At 66.6% G+C, this 14,901-nt stretch carries 22 protein-coding genes and 1 tRNA gene; 14 read left to right on the top strand and 9 right to left on the bottom strand.

Annotation, left to right across the window (positions count from 1 at the left end):
* The first annotated feature begins 40 nt into the window (after positions 1 to 40).
* From ACFVV5_RS08790 to ACFVV5_RS08840, 11 genes are all read left to right on the top strand, one after another.
* Positions 41 to 838: a hypothetical protein gene (locus tag ACFVV5_RS08790; protein WP_387242051.1), complete on the top strand. Its 798-nt coding sequence runs from the start codon at positions 41 to 43 to the stop codon at positions 836 to 838.
* Complete coding sequence (locus ACFVV5_RS08795; RefSeq protein ID WP_387242054.1) at positions 835 to 1,149, top strand: hypothetical protein; 315 nt, start codon at positions 835 to 837, stop codon at positions 1,147 to 1,149. Before ACFVV5_RS08790 ends, ACFVV5_RS08795 begins: the two co-directional genes overlap by 4 nt.
* 113 nt (positions 1,150 to 1,262) lie before the next feature.
* On the top strand, positions 1,263 to 1,523 hold the full coding sequence (locus tag ACFVV5_RS08800; RefSeq protein WP_387242058.1) for a hypothetical protein: 261 nt from the start codon (positions 1,263 to 1,265) through the stop codon (positions 1,521 to 1,523).
* A gap of 2 nt (positions 1,524 to 1,525) precedes the next feature.
* Positions 1,526 to 3,904 carry a hypothetical protein gene (locus ACFVV5_RS08805; protein WP_387242061.1) on the top strand — a complete coding sequence of 793 codons (2,379 nt, stop codon included), beginning with the start codon at positions 1,526 to 1,528 and terminating at the stop codon, positions 3,902 to 3,904.
* Complete coding sequence (locus ACFVV5_RS08810; RefSeq protein ID WP_387242064.1) at positions 3,904 to 4,752, top strand: hypothetical protein; 849 nt, start codon at positions 3,904 to 3,906, stop codon at positions 4,750 to 4,752. Before ACFVV5_RS08805 ends, ACFVV5_RS08810 begins: the two co-directional genes overlap by 1 nt.
* Positions 4,753 to 4,780: 28 nt before the next feature.
* Positions 4,781 to 5,926 (top strand): hypothetical protein, encoded by a 1,146-nt coding sequence (locus tag ACFVV5_RS08815; protein WP_387242067.1) that lies wholly within the window; start codon positions 4,781 to 4,783, stop codon positions 5,924 to 5,926.
* Between the two features lie 32 nt (positions 5,927 to 5,958).
* Positions 5,959 to 6,555: a hypothetical protein gene (locus tag ACFVV5_RS08820; protein ID WP_387242069.1), complete on the top strand. Its 597-nt coding sequence runs from the start codon at positions 5,959 to 5,961 to the stop codon at positions 6,553 to 6,555.
* Between the two features lie 553 nt (positions 6,556 to 7,108).
* Complete coding sequence (locus ACFVV5_RS08825) at positions 7,109 to 8,092, top strand: hypothetical protein (protein WP_387242072.1); 984 nt, start codon at positions 7,109 to 7,111, stop codon at positions 8,090 to 8,092.
* A gap of 10 nt (positions 8,093 to 8,102) precedes the next feature.
* Complete coding sequence (locus ACFVV5_RS08830; protein ID WP_387242075.1) at positions 8,103 to 8,978, top strand: hypothetical protein; 876 nt, start codon at positions 8,103 to 8,105, stop codon at positions 8,976 to 8,978.
* A 26-nt stretch (positions 8,979 to 9,004) separates the two neighbouring features.
* A complete protein-coding gene (locus ACFVV5_RS08835) occupies positions 9,005 to 9,481 on the top strand; it encodes a hypothetical protein (protein WP_387242078.1) in 477 nt (158 codons plus the stop codon).
* Entirely contained in the window at positions 9,478 to 9,924 is a 447-nt protein-coding gene (locus tag ACFVV5_RS08840) for a hypothetical protein (RefSeq protein WP_387242080.1), read from the top strand. Before ACFVV5_RS08835 ends, ACFVV5_RS08840 begins: the two co-directional genes overlap by 4 nt.
* Positions 9,925 to 9,988: 64 nt before the next feature.
* Here the strand turns inward: ACFVV5_RS08840 and ACFVV5_RS08845 are convergent, their stop codons facing one another.
* From ACFVV5_RS08845 to ACFVV5_RS08870, 6 genes are all read right to left on the bottom strand, one after another.
* Complete coding sequence (locus tag ACFVV5_RS08845) at positions 9,989 to 10,201, bottom strand: hypothetical protein (protein WP_387242082.1); 213 nt, start codon at positions 10,199 to 10,201, stop codon at positions 9,989 to 9,991.
* A gap of 47 nt (positions 10,202 to 10,248) precedes the next feature.
* Complete coding sequence (locus ACFVV5_RS08850) at positions 10,249 to 10,458, bottom strand: hypothetical protein (RefSeq protein WP_387242085.1); 210 nt, start codon at positions 10,456 to 10,458, stop codon at positions 10,249 to 10,251.
* Positions 10,459 to 10,508: 50 nt separating this feature from the next.
* On the bottom strand, positions 10,509 to 10,997 hold the full coding sequence (locus ACFVV5_RS08855) for a hypothetical protein (protein ID WP_387242088.1): 489 nt from the start codon (positions 10,995 to 10,997) through the stop codon (positions 10,509 to 10,511).
* Positions 10,994 to 11,206, bottom strand: a complete 213-nt coding sequence (locus tag ACFVV5_RS08860; RefSeq protein ID WP_387242091.1) for a ribonuclease PH — start codon at positions 11,204 to 11,206, stop codon at positions 10,994 to 10,996. Before ACFVV5_RS08860 ends, ACFVV5_RS08855 begins: the two co-directional genes overlap by 4 nt.
* 61 nt (positions 11,207 to 11,267) lie before the next feature.
* The gene (locus ACFVV5_RS08865; RefSeq protein WP_387242094.1) at positions 11,268 to 11,543 is read right to left on the bottom strand and encodes a hypothetical protein; all 276 of its coding nucleotides are present in this window, start codon (positions 11,541 to 11,543) and stop codon (positions 11,268 to 11,270) included.
* A 41-nt stretch (positions 11,544 to 11,584) separates the two neighbouring features.
* Entirely contained in the window at positions 11,585 to 12,091 is a 507-nt protein-coding gene (locus ACFVV5_RS08870; protein WP_387242098.1) for an SHOCT domain-containing protein, read from the bottom strand.
* 219 nt (positions 12,092 to 12,310) lie between these two features.
* Here ACFVV5_RS08870 and ACFVV5_RS08875 point away from each other — a divergent pair, with 219 nt between their 5' ends.
* Together ACFVV5_RS08875 and ACFVV5_RS08880 are read left to right on the top strand one after the other, a co-directional pair.
* Positions 12,311 to 12,508 (top strand): hypothetical protein, encoded by a 198-nt coding sequence (locus ACFVV5_RS08875; protein ID WP_387242100.1) that lies wholly within the window; start codon positions 12,311 to 12,313, stop codon positions 12,506 to 12,508.
* A gap of 182 nt (positions 12,509 to 12,690) precedes the next feature.
* Positions 12,691 to 12,891, top strand: coding sequence for a hypothetical protein (locus tag ACFVV5_RS08880; RefSeq protein WP_387242103.1), 201 nt, complete (start codon positions 12,691 to 12,693; stop codon positions 12,889 to 12,891).
* A 41-nt stretch (positions 12,892 to 12,932) separates the two neighbouring features.
* Here ACFVV5_RS08880 and ACFVV5_RS08885 read toward each other — a convergent pair.
* Positions 12,933 to 13,008 (bottom strand) — tRNA-Lys (locus ACFVV5_RS08885).
* 142 nt (positions 13,009 to 13,150) lie between these two features.
* On the opposite strand from ACFVV5_RS08885, the gene hisN reads away from it, so the two are divergent.
* Complete coding sequence (hisN, locus tag ACFVV5_RS08890; RefSeq protein ID WP_387242106.1) at positions 13,151 to 13,963, top strand: histidinol-phosphatase; 813 nt, start codon at positions 13,151 to 13,153, stop codon at positions 13,961 to 13,963.
* A 54-nt stretch (positions 13,964 to 14,017) separates the two neighbouring features.
* Here hisN and ACFVV5_RS08895 read toward each other — a convergent pair whose 3' ends face one another.
* Both ACFVV5_RS08895 and ACFVV5_RS08900 read right to left on the bottom strand, forming a co-directional pair.
* Positions 14,018 to 14,494, bottom strand: coding sequence for an SRPBCC family protein (locus tag ACFVV5_RS08895; RefSeq protein WP_387242109.1), 477 nt, complete (start codon positions 14,492 to 14,494; stop codon positions 14,018 to 14,020).
* Positions 14,491 to 14,877 carry an ArsR/SmtB family transcription factor gene (locus ACFVV5_RS08900; protein ID WP_387242112.1) on the bottom strand — a complete coding sequence of 129 codons (387 nt, stop codon included), beginning with the start codon at positions 14,875 to 14,877 and terminating at the stop codon, positions 14,491 to 14,493. The genes ACFVV5_RS08895 and ACFVV5_RS08900 overlap by 4 nt, the downstream gene beginning before the upstream one ends.
* Positions 14,878 to 14,901 lie beyond the last annotated feature (24 nt).

The following is a 14,901-nucleotide window of genomic DNA, read 5'->3' on the forward strand; positions in this document are numbered from 1 at the left end:
CCTGATCGGCTCGCCGGTCGTTTCCGAAAGGACAACACTCATGCCCAACCTCGACCCCTCCCAGATCCGCGTCGCGGGTTCGGGTGCACTGTGGAAGGCGCCTGCTGGCACTCCGCTGCCGGCGGACTCCACGACCGCCTGGAATCCTGCGTTCGCGAACCTCGGGTACGCGACCGACGGTTTCACGCTCAAGCAGAACCTGAAGACGAAGCCGATCACCGGCTGGCAGTCCCTCGAGCCGTTGCGGCTGATCAACACTGACCTCGACCGGTCGTTCTCGTTCGAGAACATCGAGTCCGACAAGCAGAACCTGTCGCTCGCCTTCGGCGGCGCCACCGTGAACAACACGGGCGTCGCAGTCGGTGGCGCGGTCACCACCGCCGTGTCGGGTGTGATCACCACGGCGACCGCGCACGGGTTCTCCGTCGGTGACCCGGTGGTCTTCACCGGCACCGTCACCGGTGGTCTCACCGCCGGCACCGTCTACTACGTCATCGCGGTCGGCACGCCGACGACGTTCACCATCTCCGCAACCCGCGGCGGCCTGTTCTTCACGACCTCCGTCGGTGCTGCCGGCGGTGTCATCGCGGCGGCCCCGTACAGCATCGTCATTCCCGACTCGGCGCTCGGTGTCGAGTTCATCCTCGGCATCGACTGGAACGACGGCACCACGAACCAGCGGTTCGTCGTCCCGCGCGCGCAGCTGCTGTCGCTGCCGACGATCAAGTACACCCGACAGGACGCTGTCCGGTTCGCGTCCGAGATCCAGGCGCTCAAGCCGGTCGACGGTTCGCAGTCGGTCCTCCCGTACGGTTCGGACTGGGCGGCCTCCGCATGACCGTCCTGAGCGAGGCGCCCGCTGGCGCACAGGTCCTCGACCTCGACGCCGCCCGCGCCGCCCGTGCGGAAGCGCGCGCGGCCGCGGGTGACCCGTCCCCGTACATCAAGGTGTCCGGCGGGTTCGTCGCTGTACGTCCGGAAATCGACGTGCTCGCGGCGGAGGACCTGCAGTCCGGTCGTCTCCGTGAAGGGCTGTCGAAGCTGCTCGCCGACCCGGCCGACATCGACACGCTCGTCGCCGGCGGCGTCACCCAGGCAGACCTCGAACTCCTGACCAACCTGATCACCGGTCTCACCCCGGGGGAATAGCAGGCCTCGCCCACATCCTGCAAACGGATTGGGACGAACTCGAGGCCGACTTCACTCGGTTCTACGACGGCGCGGATCTGCGCGCGCTCTGCTGGGGCGAATCCCGGTGGGGCGTGCGCAGACTCCTCTCCCACATCAACGGCTTACCCGCCGACTCCGCGACCGCCCGTAAACAGCGTGGCGTCTCGGCGAACTGGGACCAGCAGGCCGAACTGCAGGCGTCGACCGTCGATGAGCTCCGGAAGCTGACTTTCTACTTCCTCAAGGCCAACGGCGGGAACCCGTCCGAGCCCGAATTCTTCCCGCGCCCAGGCGAGCATACCGAACCGGAAACGGTCGGACTCGCCCAGTTCGCCCAGTTCCTCAAGGAGTAGCCATGTCCGAGGCACTGTCCGCAGGCACCGTTTCACTCCCCGTCAAACCGGACACCAATGGCTTCGGGAAGAAGCTCTCTGACGGCATCCTCGGCCAGTCCGACGGGCTCAAGGGCATCGGCGGGAAGATCGCGGGCACGATCATGGCCGGCGTCGCCGCCGTCGGCATCGGCGTCGGCATCGCCAAGATCTTCCACACCGGCTTCGACGAAGCGAAGGACGCCTCCGCTGGTGTCGCCCAGCTGACCGCCGGCATCAAGTCGACCGGCAACGCCGCGAACGTAACCGTGAAGGGCATGACCGACCTCGCGTCGTCGATCCAGGGCGTATCCGGGCAGACAGACGACTCGGTCGTGAAGGCCGAGCAGCTGCTCCTCACGTTCACGAACATCAAGAACTCGGGCCCGGACAAGATCTTCGACCAGGCGACCCTCGCCGCGTCGAACATGGCAGCGAAGATGGGCGGCGACGCGTCCTCGCAGGCGATCCTGCTCGGCAAGGCGCTCAACGACCCGGTGAAGGGCATCACCGCCCTCACACGAGTCGGTGTGTCGTTCACGCAGGGGCAGAAGGACACGATCGCTGCGCTCGTGAAAACGGGCGACACCGTCGGCGCGCAGAAGCTCATCCTCGGTGAGCTGAACAAGGAGTTCGGCGGCGCGGCCGCGGCGGCCGGCCAGTCCCTCCCGGGCAGCCTCGCGCGCACCCGGCGTGCGTTCGAGGACATCTCGCAGAGCATTGTGGAAGGCTTCATGCCGATCGTCGCGCCTGCGATCTCTGGTGTCGCGAATGCGCTCGTGAAGGCGGCCCCGAGCATCGCAGTATTCTCGTCCGCCCTGTCCGGTCACCTCGCTGGCGCTGTCCACGCCGTTGCCGGAGCGTTCGCGGACTTCCGGTCCGGGTTCACGAAAGGCACCGACGAGGTCGGCAGCTCACAGTCGATCTTCGCCCAGTGGGGCGACGTCGTCTTCTTCGCAGTCCAGAAGATCGGGCCCGTGTTCGACGCGCTCAAGCCCGTGTTCGCGAGCGTCTGGTCGGCGCTGTCGCCGGTGCTCGCCGCGGTTGGGTCCGCGTTCAAGCAGATCCTGCCCGCAATCGCGCCGCTGATCCCGCAGGTCTTCACCCTCGCGAGTTCGCTCTCGCCCCTCCGCCTGATCTTCACGGCGATCGCGCCCGTACTTCCGCAGCTGATCAGCAGTCTCGGCTCCCTGGCAGCATCGATCGGTGGCGCGCTGGGCGGGGCGATCGAGGCGCTCATGCCGACACTGACGTCTGTGGTCGGGATTCTCACCACCGAACTCGCTGCCGTCTTCAAGATGCTCGTCCCCGTCGTGCTCAAGCTCGTCGAGGTGATCGGCCCCGTCCTCGGAGCAGTGATCCGCGCGGTCATGCCGATCATTCAGGCAGTGCTCGGCGCGTTGTCCCCGATCCTGCAAGCGCTGATGCCGCTCATCACCGGACTCGTCTCCGTGATTGCCCCGCTCGTGGTGATCCTCGCGCAAGTCCTCGGGCCGGTCATCTCGTTCGTTGCAGGTCTCATGCAGGCGATCCTCGTTCCCATCATCCAACTCGTCGCCGGCGCGATCACAGTGCTGGTGACCGTGATCAGCTGGTTGGTGAACACCATCGTCATCCCGTACTTCAAGGCGCTCGGCGCAATCTTCATCTGGCTGTATCAGAGCATCGTGCTGCCGGTGTTCAACGCGATCGGCGCAATCTTCAACTGGCTGTGGCGGAGCGTTATCTCCCCCGTCGCCGGATTCATCGGCGGCGTGCTCCGCACCATCGGGGCGGTCTTGAGCGCTCTGTGGCAGGTGACGATCTCGCCGGTCGCCGCGGCCATCGGGATCGCCTTCCGCGCAATCGGCGCAACGTTCTCGTGGATCTGGAACAGTGTAATCTCGCCGGTCGCTGCGTTCATCGGCAGCGCCGTACGCACCATCGGCGGCGTGATCGGGATCGTGTTCGGCACGATCGGCAGCAACATCCGTGGCGCCTTCAACGGTGTCGTCGACTTCGTGCGCGGCATCTTCAACAACATCATCGGCATCGTCAACAACATCATCGACGGCATCAATGGGGCCACCTCGCTGGCCGGCGCGATCGGCATCCACATCGGCGCCATCCCGCACCTTCCACGCCTCGCGGACTCGGGCACCGTCATGCCTCGCCCGGGCGGCACGGCAGTGGTCGTCGCCGAGGCAGGCAAAGCGGAATCAGTGGTGGACACCGGCAAGCTGAACGACCTGATGGACCGCGCCGGTCGCAGCGGGGATAGCGGCGGCCGCGACGGCGACACGTTCAACATCTACGAAGCGATCTCCGCGCGGGCGACCGCGCTGCAGGTTTCGCGTCGCCAAGCGCAGCTGGGAGCCGTCTGATGTCGGCGCTCACGTACGCGACGCTCGGCCCGGTCACGTTCAATGCGAAGGACGCGGCCGGCGTCGAGTGGTACCTGTCGAATATCGCTGGTTGGGGTGCGCCGCAGGGGACGCTGAAGCCGGTGCAGAAGCCGCGCCAGGCTGGGGCATGGGCGGGACTCTCGTACGCCCAGGGGCGCTCCCTGGTCGTCTCCGGTGCGGTTGTGGCGCCGACGCCGGAGCTGGCAGTCGCAGCGCTCGATAACCTCATTTCCGCGGTCTCGCTCGACGACACACTGCTGACCGTGTACGAGCCCGGCGGAATGATCCGCACGGTCACTGTCCGCCGCGACGGCGACGTGCTCCCCGTGTGGGAGTCCTCCGTCGCGTTCACATTCTCGGCGCAGGTCTTCGCCGCAGATCCGAGGAAGCTCGGCCCGGTCATGTCCGGCTCGACGGGCATGCCTGCAACGAGCGGCGGCCTCATCATCCCGCACACGATCCCGTTCGCGATCGCGTCGACAGTGATCGCTGGCCAGATCAGCATGTTCAACCCAGGCAACGAGATCGGCTCCGTCGTGCTGCGCATCGACGGGCCGTGCGTCGGTCCCGTGATCACGCACAGCAGCTCGACGACGAGGACCGCACTCGTGTTCTCGAGCTCCCTCGCGCTCGGCGTCGGCGAGTGGCTGACCGTGGACATGGACTCGCACGTGACCCTCGGAAACGATCAGGCGAACCGGGCGTCGTACATCACCTCGCGGGGCTGGTCGGGGTTCGACCCGGGCGAGAACACGTGGGCGTTCACCGCCCCCGCGTTCAACCCTGCGGCCCTGTTGACCGTGACGGCCACACCGGCCTGGCAATAGCCAATCTGCGACCGGAGGGAAGGTGACCGTGGCCGCACGCTATGCATGGGTGTCCGTTGACGCGCGCACCGGGATCGTGATCGCAGACCTTCCCGACCTCGACGTCGGCTCGGTGAGCGTTGCCCTGTGTCAGTACCAGTCGACGACCGCCACGCTCCCGGTGCCGACTGCGCCTGAGAACTGGTTGCGCGCGACGCTCCCGGGCGCCGCATGCCTCGTTCTCCTCAGACAGCAGATCGACGCGTTCGGCAACTTCGTCGACATCGCGCTGCCGATCTGGGGCGGGCTGATCACCCAACGAACGCGCACCGAAGGTGACACGGTCGACCTCTCCCTCGTGACCTTGGAGAAGTACCTCGACCGCCGCTACGTCGGCACGGTGACCTTCACGAACACCGACCAGAACACGATCATCCAGACGCTCGTCAACACGTATGTGGCCGACGGTGCGACCCCCGGCATCCCGATCCGAGTGCAGAAGATCGGGACAGGCACGGTCAGCACGCGAACCTACATGGACGCTGACGACAAGACCGTCTACTCGGCCCTCACAGAGATCGCCGGGACCGACGGCGGCTCGGAGTGGACGATCGGCTGGGAGCACCTGTCGTCGCCGGAACGGTACCGGCCGGTGCTGTTCGTCTCAAACCGCCTTGGCTCCCCCGTGACCGGTGACGCACCAAACGCGACGTTCGACATCCCCGGCCCGGTCACCGCCGTCCAGTTCGTCGAGAACTACGGCGACGACGCGGGCGCGAACGACGTCATGGCAGTGAGCACCGCGACCGGCAACGTCCGGCCCCAGTCCCCACACCAGAACGCCGGCGACCCCATCCGCCCCACGTTCGAGAAGCGGTACACACCCTCAACATCGATCTCGGATATCGCCACGCTCACCGCCCACGCTGTGGCCGCGCTCGCGATGCTGGCCAACGGCTCAACATCGGTGTCGCTGTCGGCGGCGGAGGTCTCCGCGCCGGCGGTCGGCGTCGACTGGGTGATCGGCGACGACGTCGGGTTCGAGATCGGCGGTCTCGACGCGAACCTCATGGACCTCGTGCCGTCGTTCCCGCACGGTGTCGGCGGTGTCGGCCGGGCCATCGGCTGGACCCTCAATCTCGGCGAAACAGCAATCATCGAACCGGTCATCACCGGCGTGCAGATCGGAGCATGACGATGGTCGGTCCTGCAAACCCTTCGGCGGGGATGCCTCCAGGCGAGGACTACCTCGTCCGCGAGATCGCCGACCTGAAGCGGCAGCTGCGCGAGCTCGGCCCGTCGATCGCGGCCAGCTTCAACAGCACCGTCGACGGGCTCAACTCCACGATCGCTGAACTCGACGACACCGTCACCAGGCTCAACGGGCTCACGACCGTTTCCGCACTCGGGGCACACATCAACACCGGCAACACGCCCGGCGACTCGACGTTCCGGTGGTTCAATTCGAGTCCCGCGCTTATCCTGCAGACGATGTGCCCCACGGGCAAGCTGCTTGTAACGGTGGGCAGCGGCCAGTGCACTCTCGCGCCCGGCAACTCGAGCGCCCTAGGGCTGATCACGTTCGCCGCGTCCGCGCCGAGCGGATGGAATGTCGCCCGCGACACAGTCGACGCGCGAGTCTTCTTCGTCAACAACACATCCATCGGTGTGCCATTGCAGGTCAACGCGCAGCTCACGGGTGTGCCCACGAACGAGCTGATCACGATCACCGTGAACTACGGGATCTGGTCGTCATCGACGACGACGCTGGCGTCGGCGGACTTTCAGTCGAACTACGTGATCGCGCAGGTTCTAGCGAACTAGCTAGAAGGCGACGGTGCCGCGGTTCCCGAGAGATCGGGCGGCCAAGTGTGCGGTGCAGGCATCGGCGGCTGGCCGGGGGGCGCCGCGTTCGGCGCAGGATCTTCGCCGACGAGTGTTCCCGTCCCGCTTGGGTCCTCCTGAGCGGGTGCGGGCGCTGCGGGCTCGGCAGGCGCTGAAGGCTCGGAAGCCGGCGCGGGCGGCTCGGTCGCCGGCGCGGGCGCGGCGGGCTCGGTGGTGGTCACTTGAGGCTCCTGAGTCGGGGACATGGTCGGCGTTGGGGTTGTGGTCGGTGTTACCGGGGGCTCAACAGTCGGCGTCGCAGTCGACGTCTCGACGATCGTCGGCGTGTCGGCCGGGGCGGTCGCAGCGGATGCGAACGCGACGCCTGCGAACAGTCCACCCGCCAGCGCGATTGCGGAGCCGCCGAGAACCATCGACTTGATCTTCATAGCAGACAGGCTATTCCACCCTTTGCCGAATTAATACCCCCAGACCGAGCGGCGTGACCGCAAATTAGCTCACCTGCGGGTGGGCTCCGATCCAAGGAGTCGATATGACTGCGCGTGTATATCCGGTCGACGCTGTCGCCGGCGCCCCGCTCTACGCTGGCCGGGATCTGCGGCAGGGGACGGTTTCACCGTTCGCTGCCCAGGGCTCGACGGCGCGACCGATGGGCTCCCTGTCGGGTGTGCGCCCGGGCACTCTCCCGAGCATCGTCACGGCGACGGCGACGACATGGACGGTCAACCCGTTCCTGGGTTTGATCGACGCTGAGGCGGCGGCGATTGCGGGCGCGTATTCGTACTCGTTCGACCAGGTGGTGACGGGTGGGGTGAACGCTGCCGGCGCGTCGGCCCGCACGGACCGGCTCGACGTGCAGGTCGATGACCCGGCCGAGGGCGACGGCTCGAGCGTTCCCGCGATCCGAGTTCTCTACAGCCCCGGCACCCCGGCACTCGCCCCCGCACCTGCCCGATCGCACCCGCTCGCGACGATCGCTGTCCCCGCATCCGGAGGCGGCGCCCCCACCGTGAGCTGGACGGCAACGTACTACGCCGCGCCCGGCGGCTTCGTCCCGTTCAACACGTTCGCCGGCCTGCAGTTGTGGACCACCGCCGGTCAGTGGCAGCACGCGACAGTGCGAAACGACCCCACACCGACGAACAACGGCGACTACATCTTCGACGGCACCAACTGGCGGCTCATATGGTCCGACACTGGCTGGATCACCTACGCCGGCGCCTTCACCAACGGCTTCACTGGGCGTCCGGGCGTGCTGCCGCAGTACCGCAAGATCGGCAATATCACCTACCTGTCCGGCCAGCTGTACAACGCGACCGCCCCCACGGCGAATCCGGTCGCGATCAACCTGCCGGCCGGATTCCGTCCCCTCAACACGCTGATCCTCGCCACGGTGGTCTCCATCGCTGGCCAGGTTCAGATCCTCACAACCGGCGACCTGAGCATCGCAGCGAACGCGGCGCGAACATCCGGGATCGGCTACCCGCTCGATGGCATCAGCTTCCCGAGCAGCTAAGGAGAAACAGATGGGAATCCGCACCGGGCGTCAAGCGCTCGCCGCCACCTTCACCACCGCCGAACCGTCGCCAGACACACCGGACGGGCCGCAGTGTCTGCGCTACGTGTGGCTCTGCTACGGGGCCGTACAGTCGAACCTTCCACCACTCGCATCCGTCGCGTTCGCGAAGCAAGGCTGGATCTACTCGAAGATGCAGCACCCCGGCGACCGCACCCCGCCCGCCGGCGCGCCCGTCTACTTCTCCGGCTCCGACGGTCACATTGCGATCGCGACCGGGCAGGGCGACCAGGTCCGCTCCACCGAGTGGCCGTGGGGTCACGTCGGCACCACCACCATCAGCGCGATCGAGAAGGCGTGGGGCCGCACCTACTACGGGTGGACCGGCGACATGCTCGGCCACCCCATCACGTTCGAAACCACCACGGCGGGAAGCGACGGAGCCCCGATCGCGCCGCCTCAAGCAGCACAGGGAGAGACCATGTACCTCATTTGGACGACCAACGGCACCGGCTGGCTGTTCATCCCCAGCCGCGGCTTCTACGCGCTCCGCACGCAGCAGCAGTACGACCTCTTCAAGCGCATCATCAACTCGACGCAGACAGCTGAACGCCCGGACACGTTCCTGCCGGCCGAGGTCGACATCATGAACTCGATCCTGCAATCCGTGCCCTACCAGGACATTCCGGACCACGTGAACGCGACCGTCGACCTCACGTCGCTCGGCAAGCAGTTGACGGCGGCCGTGACCGCCGCCGTCGCGGGCGTCGCCACGACCGGGGACACCGCCGCTGTCGCCGCAGCTGTCAGCGCTGCCCTCGTGCCGCATCTCGATGCCATCCCGGCAGCGGTGCTCAACGCCGAAGCGAAGCGCCTCCAGGCCTAACCCTTCTGGCCCTGGGAGGGGGAACCATGCTCGACCTGCCTAGCTGGCTCATCACATGGCTGCACACCGTCAGCCTTTGGGACATCGTCCTCTGGCTGCTCGTGGCCGGCGGGATCGTCCTCTTCGTCAAGAAGGGATGGCCCGCCCTCCGCCGGTTCGCGGTCGCGATCCTCAGCTTCGCGAAGATGGTCGACGCCGTCGCAGGACTGCCCGCGTTCATCAAGCGCACAGACGCCACCCTGACCGCCCAGGACTTGCGCATTGCGGAGATCCACCACGAGACACACAAGAACGACGGCTCCTCGATCAAGGACTCATCCGATCGCACGGAGGCGGCCGTCGCGCGCGTCGAGGAAGGCGTCGCCGGTCTGCACGGTCGCATGGACGAGGTCGAGCGCAGCGTAAAAGAGCTCGGCACCGAGCAGGTCGACCTCCGCCACGACTTCGAGAACACCCACCCCCGCTCAGATATCGAACCACCCAACCCCAAGGAGACACCGTGAGCATCAGCAAGACCCTCTTCCCTCCCGCGAACCGTGAGGCCGCGCTCGTCGCTTTCCTCCGCACCTTCTGGCAGGTCATCCGCCCGCCGATCGTGCTCGGCAGCCTCGGGCTCGCCACGATCACGACCACCGGCGTGCTCCATGTGGACCTCAAGACCGTCGCGATCATCGCGGGCGTCGCCGTGCTCTCCGCGATCGTGTCCGGGCTCCTCGCCGCGGGCGACATCCTGAAGAACGGCCTGCCGAACGCGTACGCGAACGCCGCGATCGCCAGCGTGCCCGCGGCCGTCGTCAGTTCGGTGCCCATTCCTGCGCCCACCGGTCCGGCGCAGCCCGCCGCCGGCGTCCCGCCCGCGACCATCGATGGCACCATTCCGGAGCACGCCGACCCCGCCCAGGCCGCAGCCGCGGTCATTGACGGCATGGCTTCCCCGGGCGTCTGACGTACAGCCCGACGAAGCCCCCGGCTCTCCTCATCACGAGCGGAGCCGGGGGCCATTCGTCGTTTCAGGACAGGAACACGTCTCCGGGGCCGCTCGAGACCAACTCGAGGGGGTGGATGCGCGGATGCTTGTCCATCAGCCACACGCGGGCGTCGTGCGGGTACTCGGCGAGGATCTCGATCAGGTCAGCGACAGTCCAGTGCTGGTAATCGTCCGATTCGAGAACGCGACGGTTGACGCTCCGGCGGAGCTTGAAACCTTCGGGAACAGCAGGCATGATACGTCCAATCAGTACAACGCCTCAGCGTTGGCACCGGAACATGTTCATGGCCTCATCCTCCCACGGTCAGGGCGCGGCGCGAGCTTCGGCTTCCCGTTCTCGTCGAGCACCGGCTTGCCGTCTTCGTACTCGAGCAGCCACGGCGCCTCCATGCCGTTCTGCCGGTAGAGCTCAGCCTCCCAGTCGTTGTCGGCCTTCGGGTAGTCGCCTGTGAAGCCGTCGGCATTCGATCGGGTGGTGGGCGGTTCGGACATGATGCGCTCCTCTCAGATAGGAGCAGCTCCGGCCCGCTGCGCTATCGAGATTACCAGCGGTGAGCCGACGGGGCGAAGAACGCTACCTCGTCCACCCAATCGACACTCACGCTCACGTCAGGCTCCGGATGAAGCACGGCAAGGTGTACCTTCGGCTCAACCAGTTCGTCGGTGATCAGCTGGTGCGCACGTTGCGGCGAGACTCCGAGGATGGTTCCAACGTCACGGACGGTGAGCCCTTTCTCTGCAAGCCCGCGAGCGACGACGCGCGACTCGTAGGCTGCCATCGCGTTTGCCTCGGAGGCCATCAGTCGATAGGCGTTGACCTGCCGCCTGCGACGCTCGAGCTCGCTGTCGAGCTGAGGGACAACCGTGATCTCGATGCTGTCCTCGGGCTCGCCGGTGACGAACGCGATCGCTTCCTTGATCACATCTGCCTGGTCGAGTCGGGACACCTGGCTGATCGCGCCGGGCGCCTCCTGCGCCTGCAGGACCCACCACTTTCCGGACCGCTCGGCGGTCACCGTGTAGCCGCTCATTTGCGCCACCATCCCTTCTCGAACTCGTTGGCGAACTGGTCGAAGAACTTGCCCGCAGTGACGTCGTCAATCTCGGAATGACGGGCGAGAGTCGAGGCCGTGCCGCCGATCCGGATACCGGTGTGGTTGGTCAGCTCGTACTCTTCATACGTGAGGCCCGCGGCCTTCGCCTGAGCCTTGAGCTTCTTGATCACGTCCCTGCGCTTCATAATATTAGTCTAGTGCAGGGTTGATACTCAAGTCAAGCCCACCCTTGACGGAATCGCGCGGTCACCGATTCACGATCTGCCAGTTGATGGCGTGCGCGACCGCACCGCCGATCAGGCTGAGAGCGCCCAGCAACGCGAGCCCATTGCCGAGAACCTGCCACGCCATCGCGACCGTCGACACGACATCACCCGCGGCCGCGTCGCCAACATTCCCGCTGGCGACGAGGGACACCGTCGCGCCGGCCACGACGGCCAGCACGCCGATCACGTAGAGAAGGCTGAGGGGCGTGTTCTTGCTCACGTGAGCGCCCACCAGGCGCTGCTCGGTCTCTGTCATGCGCTGATCGTAGCGCCCGCACAGACCGTTCTGCGACGAAGTCAGATGCGGCTGAGGAGTTCGGCCTTCTTCGCCGCGAACTCTTCCTCCGTGAGGATGCCCTGGTCGCGGAGCGCGCCGAGCTGCTGCAGCTGCGCGCCGACATCGGAAGTCGCGGCGGCGGGGGCGGCGGGCGCGGACTGCTGGATGATCTGCGGCTGCTTCGATTCGAGGATGAGTCTGTTGAGGGTGTCGCGGGCGATCGCGGCTTCCTTGTGGCTGACGCGGAAGTCGACAGCCCCGGCACCGGTGAGGACCGACACGACCGTGTTAGTGCCCATGCCCTTCTTCGACGTGACACTGGTGATCATGGCGATCGGGACCATGTCGGTGTCGTGTCCTCGCACGCCGGTGAAGATGGTCGAGATGCCGAGCGTCCAGACGCCGGCAGCAACCTTGCCCGCGGAGACACCCTTGCGCTCCCACTCGATGCGATCGGGCCAGATCTGAACCTTGGCGTTCTTCCCGTCGATGTGGGAGGTGAACTCGTACAGGGGCTTGTCGGTCATCGGTGGCCTCTCTCTCGTACGCAGCCTAGCGGCGCGCACGTTTCCCGCATCCGCGGAGGGGCACCGAATATCGCCCCATTTGTGGTGACGAAGCGAGCCCGCTGCAACGCTGCCACTCAATGCCATCGCCGAACATAGCGCTCTCGGTTTCGTAGCGCTGGTGCTACGATACGTGTAGCAGAATTGCCACACCTACGGGAAGGTCAATACGCTATGGGCGTGTCCCCCCGCCGCCGCGATTACCCCAGCGCGGCCGCCATCGACCGACTGCGCAACGCGACCCAGGCCAAGACCGCCGCTGACGCCGAGCTAAAGGCCGCCGTTCAAGCCGCGAAGGCGTCGGGCGGATCAGTGCGCGTCATAGCCGAACTGGCTAATTTGAGCACCCGAACCGTGCAGGACTGGCTGAAGGACTAGACCGTCCGCGGCCCCCCACTTCGGGGGGCGCTCCCCCTCGGCGTGCCCGGAATTACGCACCCCCGTCGCGGACGGGACGTTCGTTCTGTCCCCATAATGTAGTGGATCGCACCACGAAACGCAGTCTACGATTCCCCTTGCGCCCATTTCGGGAGGCGCACCAGCGAAGGAAGCCTAAGGCGATGCACGATCCGATCAACGACCCCACCCTGACGACCAAATCCAGAGCCGTCGCTGCAGCGGCACAGGCTGCTCTGCTCATGCAGGGACGCAGCACAGCGGAGCTCGACAAGCTGGTCGAGGGTGGCTGCATTTATGTCAGTGACCTGGCAGAGATCGCCGCCCGCAGCGGCCGCTCGGTCGCGGATTTCTTTGCCATTTGACCGTTATGGCTACACTTGGGGCTACACGGTCACAGTGGTTATGGTGCACCCCCTGGGACTTGAACCCAGAACCCACTGATTAAGAGTCAGTTGCTCTGCCGATTGAGCTAGAGGTGCGTTTCGGTTTCGGACACCCGAACCGAGGCTCAACATTAGCATCAGATTCGCGCCCTTCGCCAATCGAGCATCCATCAGCATCGCGGGCATCCGGACCTGCCGCGGGCACCGCCCGTTCACCGGGCCTCGCTAGGCTCGACCCGTGACTTCCGACGCGCTCACCGACACCGAATCCGCCCCCCCGTTCGCCGATGATCTCGCGCTGGCGCTCCGGCTGGCCGACGCAGCCGACGCCATCTCGAGCGCCAAGTTCCGCGCGCTCGACCTGCACATCGACACCAAACCGGATCGCACCCACGTCACCGAGGCCGACCTGGCCGTCGAGCGGACCATCCGCGAGCTCGTAGCCGCCGGGCGCCCGGAGGACGGCATCCTGGGCGAGGAGTACGGCGTCGAGGGCGACGCACGCCGGCAGTGGATCGTCGACCCGATCGACGGCACCGCCAACTATCTGCGCGGCGTTCCGGTGTGGGGCACGCTGATCGCGCTCGCCGTCGACGGCGTGCCGGTGGTCGGCGTGGTCAGCTCCCCCGCCCTCGGCAAGCGCTGGTGGGCCGCGAAGGGCTCCGGCGCGTGGCTGAGCGAGAACGGTGGCGAACGGCGCCGGATGCACGTCTCGGCGGTCTCGGACCTCGAGCACGCCTCGATCAGCTTCCAGAGCATCGCGCAGTGGGACGAAGCCGGCTACCTGGACCGCCTGATCGCCCTCACCCGGCAGGTCTGGCGAGACCGCGCGTACGGCGACATGTGGTCGTACATGCTGCTCGCCGAGGGGCTCGTCGACGCGGTCGGGGAGTTCGGCGTGAAGACCTACGACCTGGCGGCGCTCATTCCGATCGTCGAGGAGGCGGGCGGGCGGTTCACCTCGGTGAGCGGCGAGGCCGGCCCGGGCAACGGATCGTCGCTGGCGAGCAACGGCCTCCTGCACGACGCACTGCTGGAAGCGCTCGCCTGACGGAGGGCGGCGCGGCGGGCATCCGCTGCCCGCCGCGCAGCAAGGCCGTCGGCGTCAGGCCGCTTCGAGCACCTCGTCGAGCTGCTCGTAGCCCTGCGACATGCCCGACTCCATGCCCGACGACACCATGCCATCGCGTGCCTCCAGCGTCGGGTACACCGCGTGCCCGACCAGGCGGGTGCGGCCTCCCTCGAGTGGCTCGAAGGTGATCGACTCGATGCTCACGACATCCGGATAGCCCTCGAACTCGAAGGTCTGGATGGCGAACTCGTTGTCGCGGACGACGTGGAAGACGCCTCGGAAGGCGTATTCGCCGCCTTCGCCGTCGCGGTGGATGTAGCGGTAGCCGCCTCCGGTGCTGAAGTCGTACTCCCGCAGGTCCATCTCGTAGCCGCGTGGCCCGACCCAGCGGGCGTACAGCGCCGGGTCCTGGTGGGCCCGGAACACCTGCTCGACCGGGGCGTCGAATTCGCGCACGAAGTCGACGAACGGCAGCCCCTCCGGGGCGGTGACAGTGAGTGCATTGCTCATGATCGGTTCTCCTCAGTGCGATCGGTCGCGGTCCGTCGCGCGGGTTCCGAGTCCAGCTCGGCGAGCACGGCGTCCAGCGAGCGGAACTGTTGTTCGTGAATGAGGCGGTAGGTGTCGATCCAGGCGGTGAGCTCTTCGAGAGCTCCGGGGTTCAGGTGCACCGGGCGTCGCTGCGCCTCGCGCGTTCGCGTGACGAGCTCTGCCTCTTCGAGCACGTGGATGTGCCGGGAGACCGCCTGCGTGGTGATCGCGAACGGCTCGGCCAGCTCGTTCACCGTCGCCGGCCCCCGGCTGAGGCGAGCGACCATCGCTCTCCGCACCGGGTCGGCCAGCGCCTGGAACGCACGATCGAGCCGGTGTTCGGCCTCCACGTTCTCATTCATTATCAACCAATTCCTTTATCAACT

Origin of the sequence: Leifsonia sp. NPDC058248, from assembly GCF_042881905.1 — a bacterium.
Taxonomy (GTDB): domain Bacteria; phylum Actinomycetota; class Actinomycetes; order Actinomycetales; family Microbacteriaceae; genus Leifsonia.

What these genes read in the sequence shown, in the direction of transcription:
- ACFVV5_RS08855 (WP_387242088.1), bottom strand. Translation starts at nt 10,997, where the DNA reads ATGAGCGGCTACACGGTGACCGCCGAGCGGTCCGGAAAGTGGTGGGTC.
- ACFVV5_RS08895 (WP_387242109.1), bottom strand. Translation starts at nt 14,494, where the DNA reads ATGAGCAATGCACTCACTGTCACCGCCCCGGAGGGGCTGCCGTTCGTC.
- ACFVV5_RS08850 (WP_387242085.1), bottom strand. Translation starts at nt 10,458, where the DNA reads ATGTCCGAACCGCCCACCACCCGATCGAATGCCGACGGCTTCACAGGC.
- ACFVV5_RS08870 (WP_387242098.1), bottom strand. Translation starts at nt 12,091, where the DNA reads ATGACCGACAAGCCCCTGTACGAGTTCACCTCCCACATCGACGGGAAG.
- ACFVV5_RS08830 (WP_387242075.1), top strand. Translation starts at nt 8,103, where the DNA reads ATGGGAATCCGCACCGGGCGTCAAGCGCTCGCCGCCACCTTCACCACC.
- ACFVV5_RS08825 (WP_387242072.1), top strand. Translation starts at nt 7,109, where the DNA reads ATGACTGCGCGTGTATATCCGGTCGACGCTGTCGCCGGCGCCCCGCTC.
- ACFVV5_RS08805 (WP_387242061.1), top strand. Translation starts at nt 1,526, where the DNA reads ATGTCCGAGGCACTGTCCGCAGGCACCGTTTCACTCCCCGTCAAACCG.
- ACFVV5_RS08810 (WP_387242064.1), top strand. Translation starts at nt 3,904, where the DNA reads ATGTCGGCGCTCACGTACGCGACGCTCGGCCCGGTCACGTTCAATGCG.
- ACFVV5_RS08865 (WP_387242094.1), bottom strand. Translation starts at nt 11,543, where the DNA reads ATGACAGAGACCGAGCAGCGCCTGGTGGGCGCTCACGTGAGCAAGAAC.
- ACFVV5_RS08845 (WP_387242082.1), bottom strand. Translation starts at nt 10,201, where the DNA reads ATGCCTGCTGTTCCCGAAGGTTTCAAGCTCCGCCGGAGCGTCAACCGT.
- ACFVV5_RS08880 (WP_387242103.1), top strand. Translation starts at nt 12,691, where the DNA reads ATGCACGATCCGATCAACGACCCCACCCTGACGACCAAATCCAGAGCC.
- ACFVV5_RS08835 (WP_387242078.1), top strand. Translation starts at nt 9,005, where the DNA reads ATGCTCGACCTGCCTAGCTGGCTCATCACATGGCTGCACACCGTCAGC.
- ACFVV5_RS08790 (WP_387242051.1), top strand. Translation starts at nt 41, where the DNA reads ATGCCCAACCTCGACCCCTCCCAGATCCGCGTCGCGGGTTCGGGTGCA.
- ACFVV5_RS08900 (WP_387242112.1), bottom strand. Translation starts at nt 14,877, where the DNA reads ATGAATGAGAACGTGGAGGCCGAACACCGGCTCGATCGTGCGTTCCAG.
- ACFVV5_RS08820 (WP_387242069.1), top strand. Translation starts at nt 5,959, where the DNA reads ATGCCTCCAGGCGAGGACTACCTCGTCCGCGAGATCGCCGACCTGAAG.
- ACFVV5_RS08860 (WP_387242091.1), bottom strand. Translation starts at nt 11,206, where the DNA reads ATGAAGCGCAGGGACGTGATCAAGAAGCTCAAGGCTCAGGCGAAGGCC.
- ACFVV5_RS08795 (WP_387242054.1), top strand. Translation starts at nt 835, where the DNA reads ATGACCGTCCTGAGCGAGGCGCCCGCTGGCGCACAGGTCCTCGACCTC.